Annotated in this window: 21 protein-coding genes; 9 read left to right on the forward strand and 12 right to left on the reverse strand. The window is 65.5% G+C overall.

From position 1 onward, the window contains the following. The first annotated feature begins 71 nt into the window (after positions 1-71). Genes ITJ64_RS05445 through ITJ64_RS05455 form a run of 3 tightly spaced genes read left to right on the forward strand, consistent with a single transcriptional unit; the run spans position 72 to position 1,983 of the window. Entirely contained in the window at positions 72-635 is a 564-nt protein-coding gene (locus ITJ64_RS05445) for a hypothetical protein (RefSeq protein WP_194679714.1), read from the forward strand. Then, positions 632-1,531, forward strand: a complete 900-nt coding sequence (locus ITJ64_RS05450) for a universal stress protein (RefSeq protein WP_194679715.1) — start codon at positions 632-634, stop codon at positions 1,529-1,531. The genes ITJ64_RS05445 and ITJ64_RS05450 overlap by 4 nt, the downstream gene beginning before the upstream one ends. Continuing rightward, a complete protein-coding gene (locus ITJ64_RS05455; RefSeq protein ID WP_194679716.1) occupies positions 1,528-1,983 on the forward strand; it encodes a hypothetical protein in 456 nt (151 codons plus the stop codon). Before ITJ64_RS05450 ends, ITJ64_RS05455 begins: the two co-directional genes overlap by 4 nt. Positions 1,984-1,985: 2 nt before the next feature. Here ITJ64_RS05455 and ITJ64_RS05460 read toward each other — a convergent pair whose 3' ends face one another. Continuing rightward, the gene (locus tag ITJ64_RS05460) at positions 1,986-2,621 is read right to left on the reverse strand and encodes a response regulator transcription factor (RefSeq protein WP_194679717.1); all 636 of its coding nucleotides are present in this window, start codon (positions 2,619-2,621) and stop codon (positions 1,986-1,988) included. Beyond that, positions 2,618-4,342, reverse strand: coding sequence for a GAF domain-containing protein (locus tag ITJ64_RS05465; RefSeq protein ID WP_194679718.1), 1,725 nt, complete (start codon positions 4,340-4,342; stop codon positions 2,618-2,620). Before ITJ64_RS05465 ends, ITJ64_RS05460 begins: the two co-directional genes overlap by 4 nt. A 133-nt stretch (positions 4,343-4,475) precedes the next feature. On the opposite strand from ITJ64_RS05465, the gene ITJ64_RS05470 reads away from it, so the two are divergent. Further along, complete coding sequence (locus tag ITJ64_RS05470; RefSeq protein ID WP_228507696.1) at positions 4,476-4,928, forward strand: DUF1003 domain-containing protein; 453 nt, start codon at positions 4,476-4,478, stop codon at positions 4,926-4,928. Between the two features lie 2 nt (positions 4,929-4,930). Here the strand turns inward: ITJ64_RS05470 and ITJ64_RS05475 are convergent, their stop codons facing one another. Continuing rightward, on the reverse strand, positions 4,931-5,965 hold the full coding sequence (locus ITJ64_RS05475; RefSeq protein ID WP_194679719.1) for an NAD(P)-dependent alcohol dehydrogenase: 1,035 nt from the start codon (positions 5,963-5,965) through the stop codon (positions 4,931-4,933). After that, a complete protein-coding gene (locus ITJ64_RS05480; RefSeq protein WP_194679720.1) occupies positions 5,965-6,489 on the reverse strand; it encodes a universal stress protein in 525 nt (174 codons plus the stop codon). The genes ITJ64_RS05475 and ITJ64_RS05480 overlap by 1 nt, the downstream gene beginning before the upstream one ends. Before the next feature lie 549 nt (positions 6,490-7,038). On the opposite strand from ITJ64_RS05480, the gene ITJ64_RS05485 reads away from it, so the two are divergent. Together ITJ64_RS05485 and ITJ64_RS05490 are read left to right on the forward strand one after the other, a co-directional pair. Beyond that, positions 7,039-7,623: a recombinase family protein gene (locus ITJ64_RS05485; RefSeq protein WP_194679721.1), complete on the forward strand. Its 585-nt coding sequence runs from the start codon at positions 7,039-7,041 to the stop codon at positions 7,621-7,623. 126 nt (positions 7,624-7,749) lie between these two features. Further along, positions 7,750-8,145, forward strand: a complete 396-nt coding sequence (locus ITJ64_RS05490) for a hypothetical protein (protein WP_194679722.1) — start codon at positions 7,750-7,752, stop codon at positions 8,143-8,145. 345 nt (positions 8,146-8,490) lie between these two features. On the opposite strand, the gene ITJ64_RS05495 is transcribed toward ITJ64_RS05490, so the two are convergent. The 3 genes from ITJ64_RS05495 to ITJ64_RS05505 form a co-directional block, all read right to left on the reverse strand. Next, on the reverse strand, positions 8,491-9,978 hold the full coding sequence (locus ITJ64_RS05495) for a serine hydrolase domain-containing protein (RefSeq protein WP_194679723.1): 1,488 nt from the start codon (positions 9,976-9,978) through the stop codon (positions 8,491-8,493). A 92-nt stretch (positions 9,979-10,070) separates the two neighbouring features. Continuing rightward, on the reverse strand, positions 10,071-10,658 hold the full coding sequence (locus tag ITJ64_RS05500; protein ID WP_194679724.1) for a hypothetical protein: 588 nt from the start codon (positions 10,656-10,658) through the stop codon (positions 10,071-10,073). 8 nt (positions 10,659-10,666) lie between these two features. Then, the gene (locus tag ITJ64_RS05505; RefSeq protein ID WP_194679725.1) at positions 10,667-11,251 is read right to left on the reverse strand and encodes a DUF6790 family protein; all 585 of its coding nucleotides are present in this window, start codon (positions 11,249-11,251) and stop codon (positions 10,667-10,669) included. A 219-nt stretch (positions 11,252-11,470) separates the two neighbouring features. Here ITJ64_RS05505 and ITJ64_RS19285 point away from each other — a divergent pair, with 219 nt between their 5' ends. Together ITJ64_RS19285 and ITJ64_RS19290 are read left to right on the forward strand one after the other, a co-directional pair. Continuing rightward, a complete protein-coding gene (locus tag ITJ64_RS19285) occupies positions 11,471-12,109 on the forward strand; it encodes a response regulator (RefSeq protein ID WP_370545049.1) in 639 nt (212 codons plus the stop codon). Next, entirely contained in the window at positions 12,106-13,353 is a 1,248-nt protein-coding gene (locus ITJ64_RS19290; protein WP_194679726.1) for an ATP-binding protein, read from the forward strand. Before ITJ64_RS19285 ends, ITJ64_RS19290 begins: the two co-directional genes overlap by 4 nt. Positions 13,354-13,768: 415 nt before the next feature. Here ITJ64_RS19290 and ITJ64_RS05520 read toward each other — a convergent pair whose 3' ends face one another. The 5 genes from ITJ64_RS05520 to ITJ64_RS05540 form a co-directional block, all read right to left on the reverse strand. Continuing rightward, a complete protein-coding gene (locus ITJ64_RS05520; protein WP_228507698.1) occupies positions 13,769-14,431 on the reverse strand; it encodes a YitT family protein in 663 nt (220 codons plus the stop codon). Between the two features lie 265 nt (positions 14,432-14,696). Further along, on the reverse strand, positions 14,697-15,557 hold the full coding sequence (locus ITJ64_RS05525) for an SDR family NAD(P)-dependent oxidoreductase (protein WP_194679727.1): 861 nt from the start codon (positions 15,555-15,557) through the stop codon (positions 14,697-14,699). A gap of 43 nt (positions 15,558-15,600) precedes the next feature. Beyond that, positions 15,601-15,987: a hypothetical protein gene (locus ITJ64_RS05530; protein WP_194679728.1), complete on the reverse strand. Its 387-nt coding sequence runs from the start codon at positions 15,985-15,987 to the stop codon at positions 15,601-15,603. A 12-nt stretch (positions 15,988-15,999) separates the two neighbouring features. Further along, entirely contained in the window at positions 16,000-16,602 is a 603-nt protein-coding gene (locus ITJ64_RS05535) for an ABC transporter permease (RefSeq protein WP_194679729.1), read from the reverse strand. A gap of 27 nt (positions 16,603-16,629) precedes the next feature. After that, complete coding sequence (locus ITJ64_RS05540) at positions 16,630-17,688, reverse strand: medium chain dehydrogenase/reductase family protein (protein WP_228507699.1); 1,059 nt, start codon at positions 17,686-17,688, stop codon at positions 16,630-16,632. A 77-nt stretch (positions 17,689-17,765) separates the two neighbouring features. Here ITJ64_RS05540 and ITJ64_RS05545 point away from each other — a divergent pair, with 77 nt between their 5' ends. Then, a complete protein-coding gene (locus ITJ64_RS05545) occupies positions 17,766-18,398 on the forward strand; it encodes a TetR/AcrR family transcriptional regulator (protein ID WP_194679730.1) in 633 nt (210 codons plus the stop codon). Positions 18,399-18,431 lie beyond the last annotated feature (33 nt).

The raw sequence follows: 18,431 nt of genomic DNA on the forward strand, positions 1-18,431 counted from the left end.
GACCTTGGTCAGTTCTTGCGGCGTAGCGAGGCAAGACGCTGTGGGAAACGAACCCGACAGAAGGGGAAGCGATGACGTCTTCGGCTCTGCTCACTCTCGAGCTCGACAATGCGCGAATCGCTGACGCCTTTCGGGGCATCGCCGAAGCCGCACCTGGTACTGCTAGTGGAACGGTTGACTACGTTCCCGGTGGTGCGGTCATCGAGGCCCGTGCGCCATTGGGCACAATCGCGATAATGTGCGCTCCCGATGCCCTCTCTGAGGACGTGGCGGTCAACATCGCCGCGGCGCTTGCTGCGGGAAACCGGGTCGCGGTCGGGCTCATCGACGCGCCTGACAGGGTGTTGACCAGCGTGCTCGCGACGCTCACGGGCGGTCTCGACCACGATGAGTTCTGGATTCTCGGCAGCGACCGGCGTAGCTGGCAGCAGCTCGGATTCGGCTACGTGATCGTCGCGATCTCCTCCGCCGGGGTGCGCGTCGGCGAGAGCCCCCGGCAGCCTCATCTCCGCACGGCACCGCTTGACCTTATCCGCCGTTATACCCGTGTGCACCGCTTCGGAGTCAGCATCGACACGTGCGTCGTCAGCCGCCTGCCCGCGACTGAGCACTCGACGAAGGGAACCCGCTCATGACCATCCGAACGATCATCGCCGTTGACGAAGGCCCGGCAGGGGACGCCGCTCTCGCCTGGGCTACACGTCGCGCCCAGTGGGTCAAAGACCCGCTGCTGCTCGTCCATGTCGTCGACGAGAGCACCTTGGTCCCCGGCAAGGTCCTCGACCCGGCCCGATTCGGACGCGCCGGAGCGCTCCTCGACGCAGCGGCCGAGCAGCTGCGGGGCACCGTGCCCGGCATCGATGTGCGCACTGAAGTCATTTCGGGGGACGTGGTGCCGTCGCTGATCGCCCTGACTGCTGCAGACGCGCTCCTGGTCATCGGCGAGAACACCCGAGGATCCGTCCGCTCGTCAATCGGCTGGTCCGCCGGAGTGCGGGTGGCGGCGCATGCGACCGGGCCGGTGGCCGTTGTCCCTGCCGAGGTGACCGAGGACCGCCGCGGGGTCGTGGTCGGTGTCGACGACACCGACCAGTGCCTGGACGTGGCCGAGATCGCCGCTTTGGAGGCGCTGGCGACCGGTCAGCCCCTGCAGGTCGTGCATGCGTGGATGGCGCCGAACATGTGGCTCGACACGTTCCCTCTTGACGAGGAATTCATGGCGTTCCTCGCCGAGCCTCACCAGCGGTTGCTCGACGACATCGTCGGCGTGCTCCGCGGCCGCCACCCATCACTCGATGTCACCGGCCGCGCCGTTCATGGCATTCCCGCGCAGTGCATCCTCGATGCAGATCCCCTTCCCGCCCTCGTCGTGGTCGGAACCCGCGGGAAGTCACTGTTCCAACGGCTGCGCCTCGGATCCGTGAGCCGCGATCTGCTCCTCAACCTCGACGTGCCCGCCATCGTCGTTCCCACCGCGACCGTCATCACCACGCGCGAGTCCGCCGCAGACACAGCAAGGGCTGGATCATGATCCCGTCGCGATGGAACCGGGCCCTCACCGGGCTGCTGCTCGGCCTCGTCGGCATCACCGCTGCCGCTGGAGGTGCCGCCCTGGTCGCCGGCGAGATCACCGGCGATCCGAACGGCCTGTTCGTCCCCGACTCGTCGTACCTCGAAGGCACCCCGTTCGCCTCGTACGTGGTGCCGGGGCTTCTGCTGGCGATCGTCGTCGGCGGTGTTCAGCTCGCCGCGCTGGCCGTGCTGGTGCGCAGGCCGGCGCTCGCCCCGGCGGCGACGTCGATGGCCGCGTACACGATCCTGATCTGGATCTTCGTGCAGATGATCATCATCCCCTTCAGCCCACTCCAGCTCGCCTACTTCCTCGCCGGCCTCGCCGAACTCGGCCTCGTCATCGTCGCCGCCGGGGTGCTGACGGCAGAGAATCCGAGGGTCGACGTGCGTTCACGGGTGGATGCTCGCTGAGCTCACAGCTCGTCGCGGTGGGCCGACCCGAGCACGGCGGCCTGGGTGCGGCGTTCCAGACCGAGCTTCCGCAGCATGTTGGAGGCGTAGTTCTTCACGGTCTTCTCCTTCAGACCCAGCCGCTCCCCGATCTGCCGATTGGTCAGGCCGTCGGTGATCAGTCCGAGGATCTGACGCTCACGGATGTTGAGGGACCCGAATCGGGGGTCGTCGCGCGATTCCGACCGCACCCTCTCTGAGACTTTCTTCGCCGCAGCGGGGTGCAGAAGTGAGCGGCCTGCGGCAACTGCGGTGATGGCTTCGACCAGACTGGGGCCGCGGACGTCCTTGAGGAGGTAGCCGGAGGCGCCGGCGATGACTGCCGCGACCACGGCGTCGTCGTCGTCGTAGGCGGTCAGGATGACGCAGCGGATGCCGTCCATCCTCGACCGAAGTTCCCGGCAGAGGTCGATGCCGTTACCGTCTGGCAGGCGCATGTCCAACACCGCGACGTCCGGCCGGGTCGCCGTGATGCGCGCCAGTCCCTGTGCCACTGTTCCGGCCTCGGCTACCACCTCGATGCCGGCGGTTGCTTCGAGGAGGTCGGCGACACCTCGTCGCACGATCTCATGGTCATCGACCAGTGCCACCCGGATCATCCGTGTCCGCCTTCGCTGTCCGGAATGGGGATATGCCACTCGACGCGGGTGCCGTTGGCGGAGGAGGTGACAAACATCGTGCCGCCGAGCGCCACAGCACGTGCCGTCAAGTTCGACAAACCGCTGCGCCGCACTCCGCCTGGGATGCCGATACCGTCGTCACCGACATCGACGCGGATGTCCTTGTCGTCGACGGCGAGAGTGACATCGGTTTCAGTGGCCCCGGAGTGCTTGACGATGTTGCTCAGCAGCTCCCGGGCCACGGCGGTCACCTCGTCGGCGAGCACACCCGTGACGAACAGGTCGACGGGGCCGGAAAAGCTGACGTTGACGGGGTTGGGCAGAGCCTTGGACGCATCGGCGGCGATGTCGAGGATGCGGTGCCTCACCGACGCGGATCTGCTGTCAGCAGGCGGGGTGAGGGCAAAGACGATCTTCCGAATCTGAGCGATCACCCTGTCGATCCTGGTCACCGCTTCATCCAACCGGGCGCGGTCCTTGTCGGGGAGGATCGGCGCGAGGCTCTGCAACTCCAACCCGGTGCCGAAGAGGTCTTGGATGACGTGGTCATGCAGGTCCCGCGCGATCCGCCCGCGGTCCTCGAGAACGGTCACCCGTTGCTGGTCTGCTCTGGCCCGCGCGAGGGCGAGGGCGACACTGATCCGCTCCCCCAGGTCGATGCCGACCTCCAGGTCGGTTCGAGTGAAGCTGGGCCGGCCGGGAAGGCGTGCCGCGATCAGCACCCCCCACACCGTCCTGCCATCCGTCAAAGCGATGCAGATCGTCGGGCCCGCCACCTGTCCCCGGGTGAGGGAAAGCGGGTCGCTGGGTCGGGCGGGACCGATGTGCCCCGGGGCGGCGATCAGCGATTCTCCCGACGCGAGCACGTCGGTGGCGAGCGTGGTCGCCGAGGGCAGGTCGGCACCGTCCAGGGCGGCGGACCCCTCCCCGCGCGCGGCGGCGACGTGGACCGTGCCGGGTTCGTGACCGGGCACGAGGATGGTGAGCAGTTCGGAGTCGGAGCGGCTGATGAGTTCATCGGCGAGTGTGGCATACGCCCGCTGCGCGTCGCTGTCTGCGAGTGCGATCGCGATCTCCGCCGACGAGGTCATCCACCGCTCCCTGGTTCGGGCTTCGACGAGGATGCGGGCGTGGTCGATGGCGGAGCCGGCCGTCGCAGCCAGTGCACCGACCAGCTGCTCATCCTCGTCAGAGAAGGAGCCGCGGCGCGGATTGGTGAGGTACAGGTTGCCATACACCACCCCGCGCACCCGGATGGGAACTCCGAGAAAGCCATCCATCTTCGGGTGGCCGTCCGGGAACCCCGACGATCGCGGATCGGCCGAGATGTGCTCGAGCCGGATCGGCTGCGGAGTCACGATTACGGCGCCGAGAAGACCATGCCCTTCCGGTAGGTGCCCGATCCGGCCAACCGCTCCATCGTCCATGCCGACGTGGATGAACGCCTCCAGGCCATGCCCGTCTGCGGAGATGACGCCCAGTGCCCCGTACTCCGCATCGACGAGTTCGACGGCGGCTTCGACGATGCGACGCAGCACCATGCTGAGATCAATGTCCTCGACCACCGCTTGGGTTGCTCGGAGCAGCGCCCGCAGCCGGCTCTGGGACAGTTTCACGTCGTTGGCGCGGGCGATCAGCTCTTCGATGGAGCGGTCCAGTTCGGATCGCGGTAGATCGGGGAATGAGAGCGGATCGGTCATGGCGCCTCCAGCGGCCTCAGCGCGAAAGTACCACGTCGGCGCCGCGGTCACTACCGCACGTCTCGTCGCCCCGTCAGGCATCGATGGACCAAAGCCCCGCGAATCGGGCATCCGTCGCGCGAGACTCGGACCCATGAGACGACCTCTGACCAACTGGCACGCCCAGGCGCAAGAGAAGCTGACGCCCGGTGAACGAGCCGCAGACCGTCTGCGGAACGGGATGGGCAGCTCGCCCTTCGTCAGCGCCTTCATCGCGGCGATGCTGATCTGGTTCGTGCTGAACTCGCTCGACAGCGCCTGGGACCCGTACCCGTTCATCCTCCTCAACCTGTTCCTCAGCATGCTCGCGGGTCTGCAAGGTGCCATCCTGCTCATCGCAGCGAAACGTCAGGACACGATCGCGGCCGCGCTCGCCCGCCACGACTTCGAGACCAACGTGGCCGCGAAACAGGAGATCGAGGAGCTGATGGCAATCAACCGCGCACAGCTCGCCCTGCTCGGCGAACTGAGCGCGAACCGCGCCGCGGACAGGGACGGTCAGGTTGCGCTGCCGCCGTTCCCCTCGGCGGCTTCGCTCAGCCGCTGATCTCACGGAACGACGACGGCGCGACCACGGATGTCGCCCTCGTGAAGCCGCCGATACGCCTCAGCAGCGTCTTCGAGAGAGAACCGCTCCACGTGCACACGCACTGCGCCCGACCGGGCGAGGTCAAGCACCTCCAGCAATTCAGACCGACTTCCCCAATACGGTGCCCGAACCAAGGCGCCGAACGGAGTCGAGAAGAACCCCGTCGGGAGTGTGGCGCCACCGATGCCCACGATCTGCACGTCACCATCGATTGCGACGACATCGCGCGCCAGCTGCAGCGTGCCGGCCGCTCCCACGAAATCGAACACCGCCTCCGCACCGACACCGGCCGTCAGCTCCCTGATCCGGGTGGCCGCATCCGGTCCCGAATGCACCGTCCAGTGTGCACCCACCTCGGTTGCGAGGGCGAGCTTGTCGTCGTCGATGTCGACAGCCACGATCGTCGCGGGGGTGATGGCTCGGAGGATCTGAACCGCAACGTGGCCGAGCCCCCCGACACCGATAACGACAGCGGTGGAACCGGGCCAGAGCTTGCCCTGACTCGACCGGATCGCGTGATAGGGCGTGAGGCCCGCATCGGTCAGCGAGACGCTGTCGACAGGGTCCAGCCCGTTTAGCGGCACCAGGTGGCGTGTGTCGTCGACGATCATGTACTCGGCCATCGCACCAGGTGCGCCGAGGCCGGGCGGGGCGATCCCGAGGGCGGCCGCGTTCGGGCAGTAATCCTCTCGCCCCTGCGCGCAGGCATGGCATCGGCCACACCCCCACGGCCCGTACACTGCCACCGCGTCCTCGACACTCACCCCGGTCGCGCCGACACCGAGCTTGTCGACGATCCCGGCGGCTTCGTGCCCGAGCGTCAGAGGAAGCCCGTAGACGTACTGCTCGGCCGGCAGTCCCATCAGGAACCAGTCGGAATGACACAGGCCGGCCGCCGTGACCTTCAGCCTGACCTCGCCCGGGCCGGGCTCGGGCGTCTCCACTTCCACCAGCTCCGGGGCGGCACCGATCGTGCGGTACTGAAGCGCCCTCATCAGCGTGCCCCTTCGCTCTGCTTCGCGGCATGCTCGTCAGCCTTGGTCTCCGCATGCGGGTGCACGATCAGCACCGAGCATTTCGCGTGAGCTGCGAGTTGCGCGCTCACCGAGCCGAGCAACAGGCCGGCGAAACCTCCATGCCCGCGGCTCCCGGTCACGACGAGATCCGCCGTCTCGCTTTGATCGATCAGTACCCGGGCGGCTGACCCCTCCACGATCGACAGGTGCACACGATCGGGCTTCTTCTCGCCGAAGACGGCATCCGCCACATGACGCACCGTCCGGGCCGCGTCCCGATCGGGGTACCAGTCCGGGGGAACCATCGTGTACCGCGAGATCGGATACGTCCACACACAGACGGCATCAAGCTGCGCATCGAAGGCATCGGCGATACGGCCGGCCTTGCGTAGGGCGTGGATCGACGATTCCGAACCGTCGACACCGACGACGACACGGGAGAATTCTCCGAAGCTCGACCCGGCGGATTCGGGGTAAAAGAAGTTAGCTTCTGAGTCACTCATACGGACAGCCTTGCCATGGTGCCCAATGGATGCGTGGACCAAAGTCCCACACCAAGCAGAAGCCCGGAAGAACGGCTGAAGTCTCCCCGCCCGGCCCGCCTGCGCTCCTTCAATCGGTTCGGGCTATGGCAGACTGCCGTCAACCGCTCGACAACCGTGATCCTGGCGCTCGCCTTCACGCTGGTTGGCGTCGCCTCCGCCACCGCGGTATCGGTCGTGCTCACCGGCGCCGGCTGCAGCCGACGCCTCCCGGCTGGGCTCCTTCGCGACGGGTCAGGCACTGGAACTGCAGGCATGCTGATGACCGTCACGGTCATCTTGGCCACCAGCGGGGTGCTGATCGTAGTGATGCGCCGCCTCCTCGACCTGCTCTCGCACGAGACAGACGGAGTCTCCAATAGGTAAAGATTTACGAGACACCCGACGCGACCACAACTAACCACTCCCCCCCGCCCGGAATCTCGGCACGACTCGATGTCTCACAAAGTCATCTCAGCACCCCGCGTGTCTCAGCACTATTCAGCAGGCTTTACAAGACATGATTGCGGCATGAGGCTTCTCGGCTATACACGCGTCAGCACCGCCGGCCAAGACCCGCAGCTCCAGATCGATTCACTCCTCTCTATAGGGGTGCAAAAAAGGGACATCTTCGCGGACGTCACGTCCGGCAGCAAGACCGCCGCATCACGTCCGGGGATGCAGCGGCTGCTCGAGTACGCCGAGGCCGGCGACACCGTAGTTGTGTGGCGGGTCGACCGGCTCGGCAGATCTCTGATCGACGTTCTCAACACCGTGAACGGGCTCCGCGATGCCGGCATAAACGTTCGGTCCATCTCTGACGGCATCGACCCAGCGACATCGACAGGACGGCTGATGCTGAACATGCTTGCCACGCTGGCTGAGTACGAGCGCGAACTCATCGTCGAACGCGTCAACGCCGGTATCGCCGTCGCTCGAGAGGCCGGCACTCAGTTCGGACGTCCAAAGTCCGACCCCGCCATCGTCGGCGAGAAACTCGCGATCGTCGCTAAGGCACGATCAGAAGGTAAGACTGCGACGGACGCTGCCCAGCTAGTGGGTTGGAGCCGAGCCACCCTGTATCGCCATCAAGCCAGCACCGCACCCACTAAGTAACACGGGCAGCTCGAGCGATACCCTCCGATCATGCGCCGAACTAGCTTCCCGTTTCCGGATTCTTGGGACCGAGAGGGCCTTGCAGCGGCAGGGTTCAAGGGCTTTGTCCCGCTGGTCAATATGGCAATGAAGGACGTAACGGCAGAGAAGGGCATTTACGTCGTACTGAGACCGCAGGCAGACGCGCCTTACGTCTTGTTGACGCACAGCCCGCTTGCCGCATACTCGCTGGACGACCTCCAAGAACGGTGGCTCCCCGGTGCTCCAATCGTCTACATCGGCAAGGCCGGGACGCCCACGAGTAAAGGCGGCCTCAAGTCCAGGCTGAGCCCCTACAGCAGGAAAGCTCGCAATCACTCCGGAGGCCGATCAATCTGGCAGCTCGAGGACGCCGATGAGTTGCTGGTCTGTTGGATCGAGACTCCCGAGCTGAACCCGCGGCACGTCGAAGAGGACTACCTCGACGAGTTCTCACGGGTTCATCTCGCCCTGCCTTTCGCCAACGTCGATGGCCGAAAATGAGCACTGCCACGCAAGACCCGGAGCACACACGGCTCGACTTTTCCTGAGATCGGTCCATCCACCCAGATGCGCGGTGTCTCACAACGCAATTTCCTCGCGCCTTAGGGTGCCAACACTTGCGCGCCATAGTTACGAGACTTCGGCGCGGCAGAACGCCGGTGGACTATCGAGGCGCGTGCATCACTAGTGAGGCATCTCGAATGCCTAGAGTTACGAGATGTCTCATCAGGTCGCAGGCCTGCAACTCCGCGACGACGCCAACGCGTGCTCCCACGAGACGGTCAAGCTCTCGGCGACTGCCATTGCGGACGTCCCGCTCAGGAGTCTGGGCTGGAATCGTCCCGATCAGATTCGGGAGATGCCTCTTCGGCGGCGCACTAGGAGGACCGCAACGCCCGCGAGCAGGAACGACACCGAGCCGAGCCCCGGGACCAACAGGTCGGCGCCCGTGTTCGCCAGGGCTTCGCCGGGCACCGGGGAGGGATCGGCGGTGGGCGCGGGCGTGGCGGTGGGCGTCGGGGTGGCCTCATCCGGGGTGCCCTGCGCGGCCACGAGGAGCGAGAGGATGCGAGGGGCGAGCTGCTCGATGTCCGCCCCGTTCTGGTTGAACATCGTGGTCACTCCGATCCGCAGGGACGGCGCGAGGAGCGTGTCGGTGCTGCCTCCGGCGGTGCCGCCGTTCTTGTGCGCGTACGGCACGGTAGTTCCCGACGCCAGCGCCGGGCGGAGCTCCCAGCCCAGGCCCATCTGGAAGTTCGTGGCTGTGCACGCGTCGCCGGGTGCTGCGGTCGGTGTGCAGGTCTGCGTGATGGGCAGAACCGGCGCCACGGTGTCCGCCACCGCCTGCACCCCGGGGGCTACGTCCGCGGGCAGGTAGCCGAGGCTCGCGGCGACGAAGGTGCCCATGTCGTCCGCGGTCGAGATCAGACCGCCGCCGCCGACGTAGGCGTTGTAGTTGTTCCATCGGTGAATGGTCGTGTCACCGTTGTAGGGAGTCGCCGGATCGGTGTCGGGGAACTCCACTGTCGTGGAGTCCATGCCGAGGTCAGTCAGGAACGTCGTCTCCAGCGAGTCCTGGAACACCTGCCCCGGCCCGGTCTCGCCGGGCGGGACGGCCCCGGGTGTCACGAGCCCGGCGACGATGTCACCCAGCAGCGCGAAGCCCCAGTTCGAGTAGCTCCAGGCGGTGCCGGGCTCCCAGAGCGGGCACTGGCGGGTGTCGGCGCAGGGCTCCGTGAAGGAGTCCCAGAGCATCGCCGGCGTGTAGCCGGGCTTCGGGTTGGCGCAGTGGGGCGGATCGTGCGGCGGCTGGTGCTCATCCGGCTTCTCTTCCGGGCAGCCGTCGTAGAGATTCGGTGGGGCGTCGGTGAGCCCTGCGGTGTGTGTCGCTAGATCGAGCAACGTGATCGGGGTCTTCTCCAGCGTGACCGGGTTCTCCCACTCGGGCACGATGACGCCGCTCGGCGCGTATTTCTGGATGGGGTCGTCGAGCGCCACGGTGCCTGCGGAGAGAAGGGAGGCGAGCAGGCCGGCGGTGAAGACCTTCGTCTCCGAGCCCAGCTCGAATTGCGTGATCGCCTCCACCGGGACCCCGCTGGCGCGATTCTCGACACCGGCGACGAAGGTCGTGATGACGGGATCCGATCCGGCGGGGTCCGGGGTGACGACTGCGACAGAGATTCCCGGCACGGTCTCGTTGTCGGCCATGAACGTCTCGACCATGTCCTGGATCTGCGTCTGCAACTCAGGGGTCATGGTCACCGAGGCTTCGGCGGTACGCAGAGGCGTTGCCGTCGCCGTCGCCGGAGCCGTCAGCACGAGCGCTGCCGCCACACCAGCCGCCGCGGCCCCTGTCACCCGGAGGCGATACCGGCTGATTCTCCCTGTCACCGCTGACTCCCGTCCCCGTCGCACCGCAAATGCTCTCATTGTTCGTCCTGACATGATGGGTCGCTGATCGAGCACTGCTGCACCGACGTCGATGGCCCTGGCACTGCTAACGGCTCGATGTCGCCGATCGTGAATGTAGTGCCGTGGTAGCCCGGCTCGTAGGGCAGGCCCGCGCGGTCGTCGGGGTAGACCTGCAGCTGGCACGAGATCGACTCAAGTGGGTAGCCGTTCGCGAGCTGGGTACAGAGCTGTTCGTCGAGGATCTCCCAGTACGGGTTCTCGGCGGCATCGACCGCGTCCATGAAGTCGATCGCGTCGGTGCGCAGGTCGATGTAGTTCGGGATGTCTTTCGCCTGGATGCCGCGGTCGTAGCGGTAGTGGAAGTACATGTTCAGCGTCTGCCCGCCCTGGTTGGCGGTGTCGTAGCCGATGACCTGGAAGAAGAAGTCCCGCTCGGGCAGATCGGCGCCGGGCGTCGTCGTACTCGCGGGGGCGGCATCGGCCCGGGCGGGGTCGGCGATCAGCCATCCGGCCACGCCTCCGGCCACCAGCAGCACGAACGCGGCAACCACCGCTGTGACGACAAAGAGAACGGATACGCGGGACGGGCGGGTGTCGGTCATGGCCGGCCTCAGCGGCTCGCGTCGGCGGTGACCCGCGGGGTGGTGGCGTCGGTGCTGTGCACCGGCTCCCTGCGGCGGGCGATCGCGTGCCAGATCACGAAGACGAGGCCGACGAGATTGATGACGATGTCGCCGATCAGCAGCAGGCCGGTGTTGTTCACCGCGTAGTCGGCGTTGGCGATCGTCTGGTAGAGGTGCCCGCCGGCGGCGCCGAAGCCGAAGATCACCGCGGCGACGACCACGCCGACCTTGGCGCGGAACTGAGCCTTGCGGCTGTAGACCAGGAAGCAGACCAGGGCGAAGCCGAGGCTGGAGAAGGCGAGCTCGAGCTGGAAGGGCGACTGCGCCCATCCGATGGTCTTCGCTGCGTAGTCGCCGAACACGGAGTGCATCACGAAGTTGATGGTGAAGGCCACACCGAGGGCATAGAAGATGAACTCGTTCACAAAGATGCCACTCACTTCGGCGGGCGAACGGTGGCCGTTCCGGCGCAGCACCTTGACGGCGGCCACGATCAGGCCAAGCACGAAGCAGCTGATGAGGTAGTTGCCGATGACGGCGGTGAGAACGGCGGTGATGATGTCGGAGATCACGGGGTCGCTTTCTGGAGTGACGTCGGTGCCGCCGAACGCGCGCCACCGGCTCGACACTAGAGTTCTGCGCGTTCCCTGTCTGCCGGGCGACCGGGCGTCATCCGTTCGGACTACACGGCTGTCATCCACTCGATCAGCGCCGCTACGACGGTTTGATCGGAGACCGATGGAACCGGATGATTGTCGTGAGGTCCGGAGCGGACCGGGTCGGGGGTTGTCGTGAAGATCACGGTCGCGGTCGGAGACGATCATCCGGTCGTGCGCGCCGGTCTGGTGCAGATGCTCACCGCATCGGAGCTGATCGACGTCGTGGCCGAGGCCGACGACGGCACCCAGTTGCTCGACGCCATCCGCGCGCTGAGACCCCAGGTGGCCCTCAGCGACTTCCGCATGCCGGGCTTGGACGGAGCAGCCCTCGCGCTCGCGGCGCAGCAGGAGCAGCTTCCCACCCGGGTGCTCGTGCTGTCGGCCTACACGGAGCCGGCCATCGTGTTCCGGTGCCTCGAGAACGGCGCGGCGGGCTTCCTGTCGAAGGACGTCGACCGCACCACCCTGATCGATGCCATCCACAGCGTCGCCTCGGGCACCGATGTGCTGCCGCCCGAATTCATCGGCGACGTGCTCGACCAGATCCGGCAGCGGCGCACCGCCACTCCCGCAGCAATCACCTTGAGCCCGCGCGAGCGAGAGATCCTCGCGGCGGCCGCGGAAGGTCGGTCGGCGCCCGACATCGCCCGATCGATGCACCTCTCCACCTCGACGGTGAAGACCTACCTGCGTCGCTTGTACGAGAAGCTCGGCGTCGCCAGCCGCGGGGCCGCCATCGCCGAGGCCATGCGTCAGGATCTCCTCCGGTGACCGACGGGCCCCTGATGGCCGAGCGCCCCGACTCGCTCGGCGGCCGCATCCTGAGTTCGGTGCACCGCGTCACCGCCCTCCTCCGCGTGGCGCTGCTCGCGCCGCTGCTCGTGCTCGCCGTGTTCCTCACCGACATCGCTGACGTCGGCGCTACCGCCTTCTCGGTGCTGGTGGCGCTCTTCGCGGCCTGGGGACTGTTCACCGTCTGGTGGTCGGTGCAGCGGCCGGTGCCCTCGTGGGCGGGAGCAGCGAGCATCGTCGTCGACCTGGCATTCTTCATCGCCATGGCAGCGAGTTCCGCCGGGGCGACCTCCTACATCACCCCCGTCTTCTACCTCTACCCGGTGTTCTCGGTCTTCTATTCACGGCCCGCCCTCACGGCCGTCGTCGGGGGTGTCGTAGCGGGAGGATACGCCGCGGTGTGGCTCGAGAACCTCGCCGTGCGAGGCGGCCCAGACGAACCCGGCATCGTGTGGATGCACTTCCTGCTGCTGACCTGGATGGCTCTGACCACCACCGCGCTGTCGCTCGTGCTGGCCCATCGCGCCCGCGCCGACACCGAGGCCCGCAGCGTGCAGACCAGCCTGATCGCGCAGGTACTCGCCGCCGATCACCGCGCCAGCACCCGGCTCGCGAACGACCTGCACGACGGCCCCCTGCAAGACGTCATCGCCGTCCGACGACTGCTCGAGCAGATCGGCGACACCTCGCCCGACCGCGAGCGGGTCGACACCGCAGCCCGCATCCTCACCGAGACCACCGCCCGTCTGCGCGGCACCGTCCAGAGCATCCACCCGCACGTCCTCGCAGAGCTCGGGCTCGCCGCAGCGGTGACGGAGCTGGCACGCACAGCGGCGTCACGCGATGCCGTCCCGGTATCCGCAGCAGTCGAGCCCCTGCCCCCGATCGACTCCGAGAAGGCAGCGGCACTGTTCGGGGCCTGCCGCGAGTTCGTCGCCAACGCGCAACGGCACGCCCACGCGAACCGGATCGACATCACCCTCACCCAACGCGGCGAGCACATCGTCCTGTCGGTGACTGACGACGGAGAGGGGTTCGATGCCGACTCCTCCGCCTCAGGCAACGCGGTGCGAGACGGGCACGTCGGCCTCGCATCACACCGACTGCGCATCCACAGCCTCGGCGGCACGATGAACCTCGACACCTACCCCGGTGCCGGGACCACCGTACGAGCGGCTCTCCCCACAACAGATCCAGCAGATCCGAGAGTTGACCTGCGCTGACCGCACCAAAAGCCAGAGTCCAGTACCTCGGACGTTGGGACACGCTCACCTAGCCCCCGGTCACCGGAACGTATTTCGGACCGGGGAGACGAGACGCGCCGTTTCGGCGTGTCCGGCACATTGCGGCGGCGTCCGGTGAACGATCCCCTATCGAGATTCCTTGTTATAGCGGACAACTGCTAGCTGGGCTCAAAGATGGTGTCACTGGGCGGCTATCTACGAGTTGAGTGCCTGGGGGTAAGACGGCAGCCGACGCTGCGCCGCTCGTCGGGCGGAGCGGCGGCTTTCTCCCGCCACCAGACTGCTGACCACAATCTAGGGGAACGCATCTCACACCATCGCTCGAGCAGGCCTGCCACTTGGTGCTGAAAGGGGCCGGTGCACTGCCTAATGTCTGATCAAAGTGACCTTGTGCTCACCCGGGCTCTGGCGGGCTGGCACTCCTGAAGGGGGTGACCCATGGAAAGCGGCTAAAGATCGGTATCAGAGGATGAATTAGCGGCCCCACTGCAAATGCGGCAATCACGGTTCCAACACCGACGTTGCCGCCGAGGATGCCACCAGCGATCACTACCGTTACTTCTATTGATGTCCGGGTCACCCATATCGGCCAGCCAAGCCGCTCGTGCAACCCGACCATAAGCCCGTCCCGCGCGCCAGAACCAAAACCCGCGCCGATGTAGCACGCGGTTGCAATCGCAAGAAGCAAAAGGCCCGATGCGAAGAGAGCCACCCGCAACACAAGAACTTGTGAAGTGGGTACTACCGCCAGAACGATATCTGCCGAAGGCCCGATCATCACCACATTAAGAAGAGTTCCGATGCCGGGACGCTGCCTTAGCGGTATCCAGAGCAGGAGTAACGCAGCGCTCACCGCCACCGTGATGACACCGAAGGAGAACGGCACAAGATGTTGCAGGCCCTGTGTCAACACTGACCATGAACTGACGCCTACGGTCGCCCGCACCATTAGTGCTGTCGCAGCACCGTAGAGGAATAGTCCGACGCCGAGTTGGGCAAGGCGAAAGAGTATTCGAGGGCCGGGTCGCATCTTCTGATGGTTGCTCTCCCTTGCCATGGACAACAACAGCCAATCGAGGATTTCTGGTTTCGGTGATGATCGTGACCACGATCGTCGATTCAGCCGTCAGTGACGCTAACGGGCTTCATGCACGCCTCGGCAAATGATGAGGCTCTCGTCCGATACGGATCTCTGCACATGATTCTCGCCAGCGACTTGCCCCTACTGGCCGGGATCATCTCGGCAGGGCGGCGCAGTACGCAGACGAACTATTTGCCGTTGGAGTGTGCGGCCGAGCCCGATCGCGCTAACGATGGTTTCATCAAGGGGTTGCGGAGTTGAGCTGCCGACGCAGGATCGCGTCGAGGGCCCGGTCGGGTAGCACGCGTGCCAGACGGGTGAGGATCGCCGCGTCACGGCCGACCATGTACCGGGTCCGGGGCTTGGATGCGTGGATGGCGCGGCTGATGACGGTCGCGGCCGTCTCGGCGGGAATACCCGTCTTGGCGTAGCTTTTTGCTTGGGCGACGTGGGCTTCGATGAGGCGGGCATACCGGTGGGTCTGTTCAGGGGTCATTCGGTCCGCGATCAGTGCTGCGGTAACGAGCCCACGTTCGGACAGCTTCGAGCGGACCACCCCGGGAACGACGACGATCACGTCGACGCCGAACTCCGCAACCTCTCGGCGAAGGGCGTCGCTGATCGCGTCCATCGCGGCTTTCGCGCCGGAGTAGGGCCCTGAACTTGGCATTGCGACGCTACTAAGGAGGGAGCCGATGTTCAGGATGCGTCCATGACTGGCCACTAGTGCGGGCAGTAGGGCTTGGGTGACGGTGACCGGACCGAACACCGCGACATCGAACTGCCGCTTCCAGTCTGCGATAGGCAGCACCTCGACCGGAGCGTCGACGGCGATGCCTGCGTTGTTTATCAGAGCGCGTAGCGGCCTTCCTTCGGGATCAGCGCGGACCCGCTGGGCGAGAGCCTGGATATGAGTGATATTGGTGATGTCGAGAATGATCGGCTCGATGTTCACTGACTCCTGGGCGAGGGAGTCGCCGTCGATGTTGCGGCGGACACCGGCGAGGACATGGAAGCCTTCGCCGGCGAGCTGCCGGGCGGTGGCGCGACCTATTCCGGTGGAAGCGCCAGTGACGATTACGAGTTCGTTGTTTGTCTTCATGATGAGAGGCCAATCTTGTTCAGACAAATGGGGTGAAGGGCGTTCAGGACGCGATGTTGGCTGCAATGCGCTTGCGGTTGCAGCGAACTGCGTAATGCGCGGCGAAGGCCGTGGTCGCTCCTAGTGCGACGGTGAGGGCGACGTGGAGGGGGTCGTAGTCCTTGGTCAGGCTCGGCGGCGGGGTTTCTCGGGTCGCCCACAGACCGATGGCGACGGTCTGAGAAAGGGTGAAGGCGGCGGCGAAGGGGAGGACGAGTCGCCACCGGCTTCCGCCGATGATGACGGTGGCAGTGAGGACGAGTATGGGGACAGTTCCGATGAGCGCCCATCCGGTGCTCACAAGAACGATGGAGCTCCAGGCCGATCCAAGGATGACGTATGTGAGCCGATTGGAGGGTGTGGCGCGGGTTCGACGAGTCGCTTGGGACATAGGGCCGGCCCCTTACAGAACCGGGTAATTGGGGTACTGGCGGCGAGGGGCAAGGAAGATGGCGAGGATATAGGCGCCACCACCACCCGCTGCCATCACTAGGAGCGTGAGGGGCGCAGGGAGCATGAGGGCAACGCCGCCCAGGACGGTCAGGAAGGTGCCCAGGGAGTAATGAAGTGGGTCTCGACGCACCGCACCTTCAGCGACGTAGATCAGTCCAACAACGAGGGCCGATCCTGTCGGCCATAGCAGCAGTTGCAGTTGCGGATCACCGGAAGACAGCGACAGCCCGGTGATGACAAAGAACAGGCCGGTAAAGCCGGCGACCCAGGCCATGCCCAGCATTCGGGAAGTGATGAGTTCCGTCCCGACTAGGGATTTCTGGGCTCGCATCGCCGAGACAGTGCTGGCGATCGTTCCTGCGATGAATCCGAGCCCAAGCATGACCCAGGACAACCAGCCGGGGATGACCGTCCCCCCGCCGAACGTCAATGCGTTCAGGCCATGACCGAAAACGTAGGCGACGGCGAAGAACAGATAAGCGAGACGGTTGTCGATCGACAGCGAACGGAGAACCGGACGGGGTGTGACGAGCGGAGCGTGCAGCGTGGACATGGTTTCTCGTTCCAGGAGGCGGGTGGATTAAGCGGGGAGAAGGACGACTTTGCCGGCCACGGTGCGGCTTTCAGCAAGTTGGAGGGCTCTCACGGTGTCGGTCAGAGAAAAACGGGCTGCGACTTGTGGGCGCAGCACACTCGATTCGAGAAGCCCCAACACTTCCGCGAAGGCGGCGCCGATCTGCCGGTAGAACGAGCTCGGACGTTTGACTCCCTTCCAGAAGTCAAAGAAGCTCGCCCGGCGACCATTAGGGAGCGCGTTCCAAATCGCCAGGCGAGTGAAGAGAGCGAAAAAGATCGAGCCAACGCTTCTGCTGTCGTCCTTTGCTGCCGCCGTGCCATAAGACACCAGCGCGCCCCCGCGGCGCACCAGCGCCCACGACTGAGTGATACCAGCTCCGCCGATGTGGTCGAAGACTGCGTCGTACCCTGAGGGGGCAAGGTCGCGAAGCTGGTCGTGCATGTCCGGCCTGGTGTAATCGACCGGTTCGGCGCCGAGGTCACGCAGCAGGTCGTGGTGGCGGAGCGATGCCGTACCCACCACACGAATGCTTCCTGCATTCGCAAGCTGGACGAGGGTCGACCCGACGCCGCCGTTCGCTCCGAGTACAAGGATCGTTCCCCCCGACCGGACTCGTGCTACCTCATAGAGCATGCGCCACGCCGTGATGCCGTTAACGATGATCGACTCGATCTCCGCCGCGTCCATCTCCACCGGTACCGGCATCAACGCGCGCGCGTCGACGTCAACCACATCTGCCCACGCCCCGATCTTCGTCACCGCGGCGAACCGTCTCCCGATGACATCAGTAGACACCCCCGGCCCCACCGCGATGACAGTACCGACAACGTCGTAACCGGGGACGAAAGGGAACGCTGGCTGGCCGTAGTAGCGGCCCCGACGCATTTGCTGCTCAGCGAAGCTCACACCCGTCGCCTCCATGCGGAGCACCGCATGTCCTGGTGCTGGCGGAGACACCTCGGTGGTGTGGACGATAAGCCCTTCCGGTTCTACGAGACCGGGAAGAACGACCTCCATACGCGAATGCGGCGCCGTATGGGCGGAGAAAATGGGTTCAGGCATAACAGCTCCTCGTGAGTAAACAAGTGTTTGTTTACGTCAGTATACGCACATTGGGAAACAGATGTAAAGTTACAGCCATGAGCCTTTCCGGACCCCCAGCCTCCCGCATCCGCAACGCTCGAGGTGACGGAGGACGACTCCGCGATGAGATCGTCGATGCGGCAGCGACTCTGCTTGAGGGCGGCAACGCCGAGTCAATTACGCTCCGCGCCGTCGCTCGGACGGCAGGGGTGACCGCCCCCTCCATCTACCGTCATTTCGAAAGCGTCGACGCCATCCTTCGTGTCGTGGTCGAGCGGACCTTCGCCGACCTCGCACTGGTACTTCGAGTGGCAGCCCAGAGCGCGGCCGGCGTAGAGCAGGTGTGGGCGGTGACGCACGCGTACCTCGCTTTCGCTGAGGAACATCCCGAGCAATATCGCCTTCTTTTCGGCGGCGCTTGGGACGCAGCAAACATCGACCCCAGCGAACTCGTCGAACGCGAGGAGCGGCGAAACATCGGCCAGGACGCTTTACTCGTTCTGGCCGACGCAATATCCGCTGCTTCGGCTGCAGGCTCGTCGTCAAGTACGGATCATAGGAGCGATGCCGCCGCGCTCTGGGTCGGTCTTCATGGACTGGCGACACTTCGCCGCGCGACGCCACTGTTTCCTTGGCCCACAACGATTGAGCACGACCTTATTCATGCGCTCGCTCGACTTCAGAAGTGACGCCAATGGTCCGAACGCACGTTTCGGAACCCG

It is taken from the genome of Herbiconiux sp. VKM Ac-1786, from assembly GCF_015350805.1.
GTDB lineage: Bacteria > Actinomycetota > Actinomycetes > Actinomycetales > Microbacteriaceae > Herbiconiux.

Excerpts from the sequence above, each read along its gene's own strand:
- ITJ64_RS05445 (WP_194679714.1), top strand. The coding sequence starts at position 72 with ATGACGTCTTCGGCTCTGCTCACTCTCGAGCTCGACAATGCGCGAATC.
- ITJ64_RS05455 (WP_194679716.1), top strand. The coding sequence starts at position 1,528 with ATGATCCCGTCGCGATGGAACCGGGCCCTCACCGGGCTGCTGCTCGGC.
- ITJ64_RS05480 (WP_194679720.1), bottom strand. The coding sequence starts at position 6,489 with ATGAGTGACTCAGAAGCTAACTTCTTTTACCCCGAATCCGCCGGGTCG.
- ITJ64_RS05525 (WP_194679727.1), bottom strand. The coding sequence starts at position 15,557 with ATGAAGACAAACAACGAACTCGTAATCGTCACTGGCGCTTCCACCGGA.
- ITJ64_RS05475 (WP_194679719.1), bottom strand. The coding sequence starts at position 5,965 with ATGAGGGCGCTTCAGTACCGCACGATCGGTGCCGCCCCGGAGCTGGTG.
- ITJ64_RS05450 (WP_194679715.1), top strand. The coding sequence starts at position 632 with ATGACCATCCGAACGATCATCGCCGTTGACGAAGGCCCGGCAGGGGAC.
- ITJ64_RS05490 (WP_194679722.1), top strand. The coding sequence starts at position 7,750 with ATGAAGGACGTAACGGCAGAGAAGGGCATTTACGTCGTACTGAGACCG.
- ITJ64_RS05485 (WP_194679721.1), top strand. The coding sequence starts at position 7,039 with ATGAGGCTTCTCGGCTATACACGCGTCAGCACCGCCGGCCAAGACCCG.
- ITJ64_RS05535 (WP_194679729.1), bottom strand. The coding sequence starts at position 16,602 with ATGTCCACGCTGCACGCTCCGCTCGTCACACCCCGTCCGGTTCTCCGT.
- ITJ64_RS05460 (WP_194679717.1), bottom strand. The coding sequence starts at position 2,621 with ATGATCCGGGTGGCACTGGTCGATGACCATGAGATCGTGCGACGAGGT.
- ITJ64_RS05540 (WP_228507699.1), bottom strand. The coding sequence starts at position 17,688 with ATGCCTGAACCCATTTTCTCCGCCCATACGGCGCCGCATTCGCGTATG.
- ITJ64_RS05545 (WP_194679730.1), top strand. The coding sequence starts at position 17,766 with ATGAGCCTTTCCGGACCCCCAGCCTCCCGCATCCGCAACGCTCGAGGT.
- ITJ64_RS05465 (WP_194679718.1), bottom strand. The coding sequence starts at position 4,342 with ATGACCGATCCGCTCTCATTCCCCGATCTACCGCGATCCGAACTGGAC.
- ITJ64_RS05520 (WP_228507698.1), bottom strand. The coding sequence starts at position 14,431 with ATGGCAAGGGAGAGCAACCATCAGAAGATGCGACCCGGCCCTCGAATA.
- ITJ64_RS05530 (WP_194679728.1), bottom strand. The coding sequence starts at position 15,987 with ATGTCCCAAGCGACTCGTCGAACCCGCGCCACACCCTCCAATCGGCTC.
- ITJ64_RS05500 (WP_194679724.1), bottom strand. The coding sequence starts at position 10,658 with ATGACCGACACCCGCCCGTCCCGCGTATCCGTTCTCTTTGTCGTCACA.
- ITJ64_RS05470 (WP_228507696.1), top strand. The coding sequence starts at position 4,476 with ATGAGACGACCTCTGACCAACTGGCACGCCCAGGCGCAAGAGAAGCTG.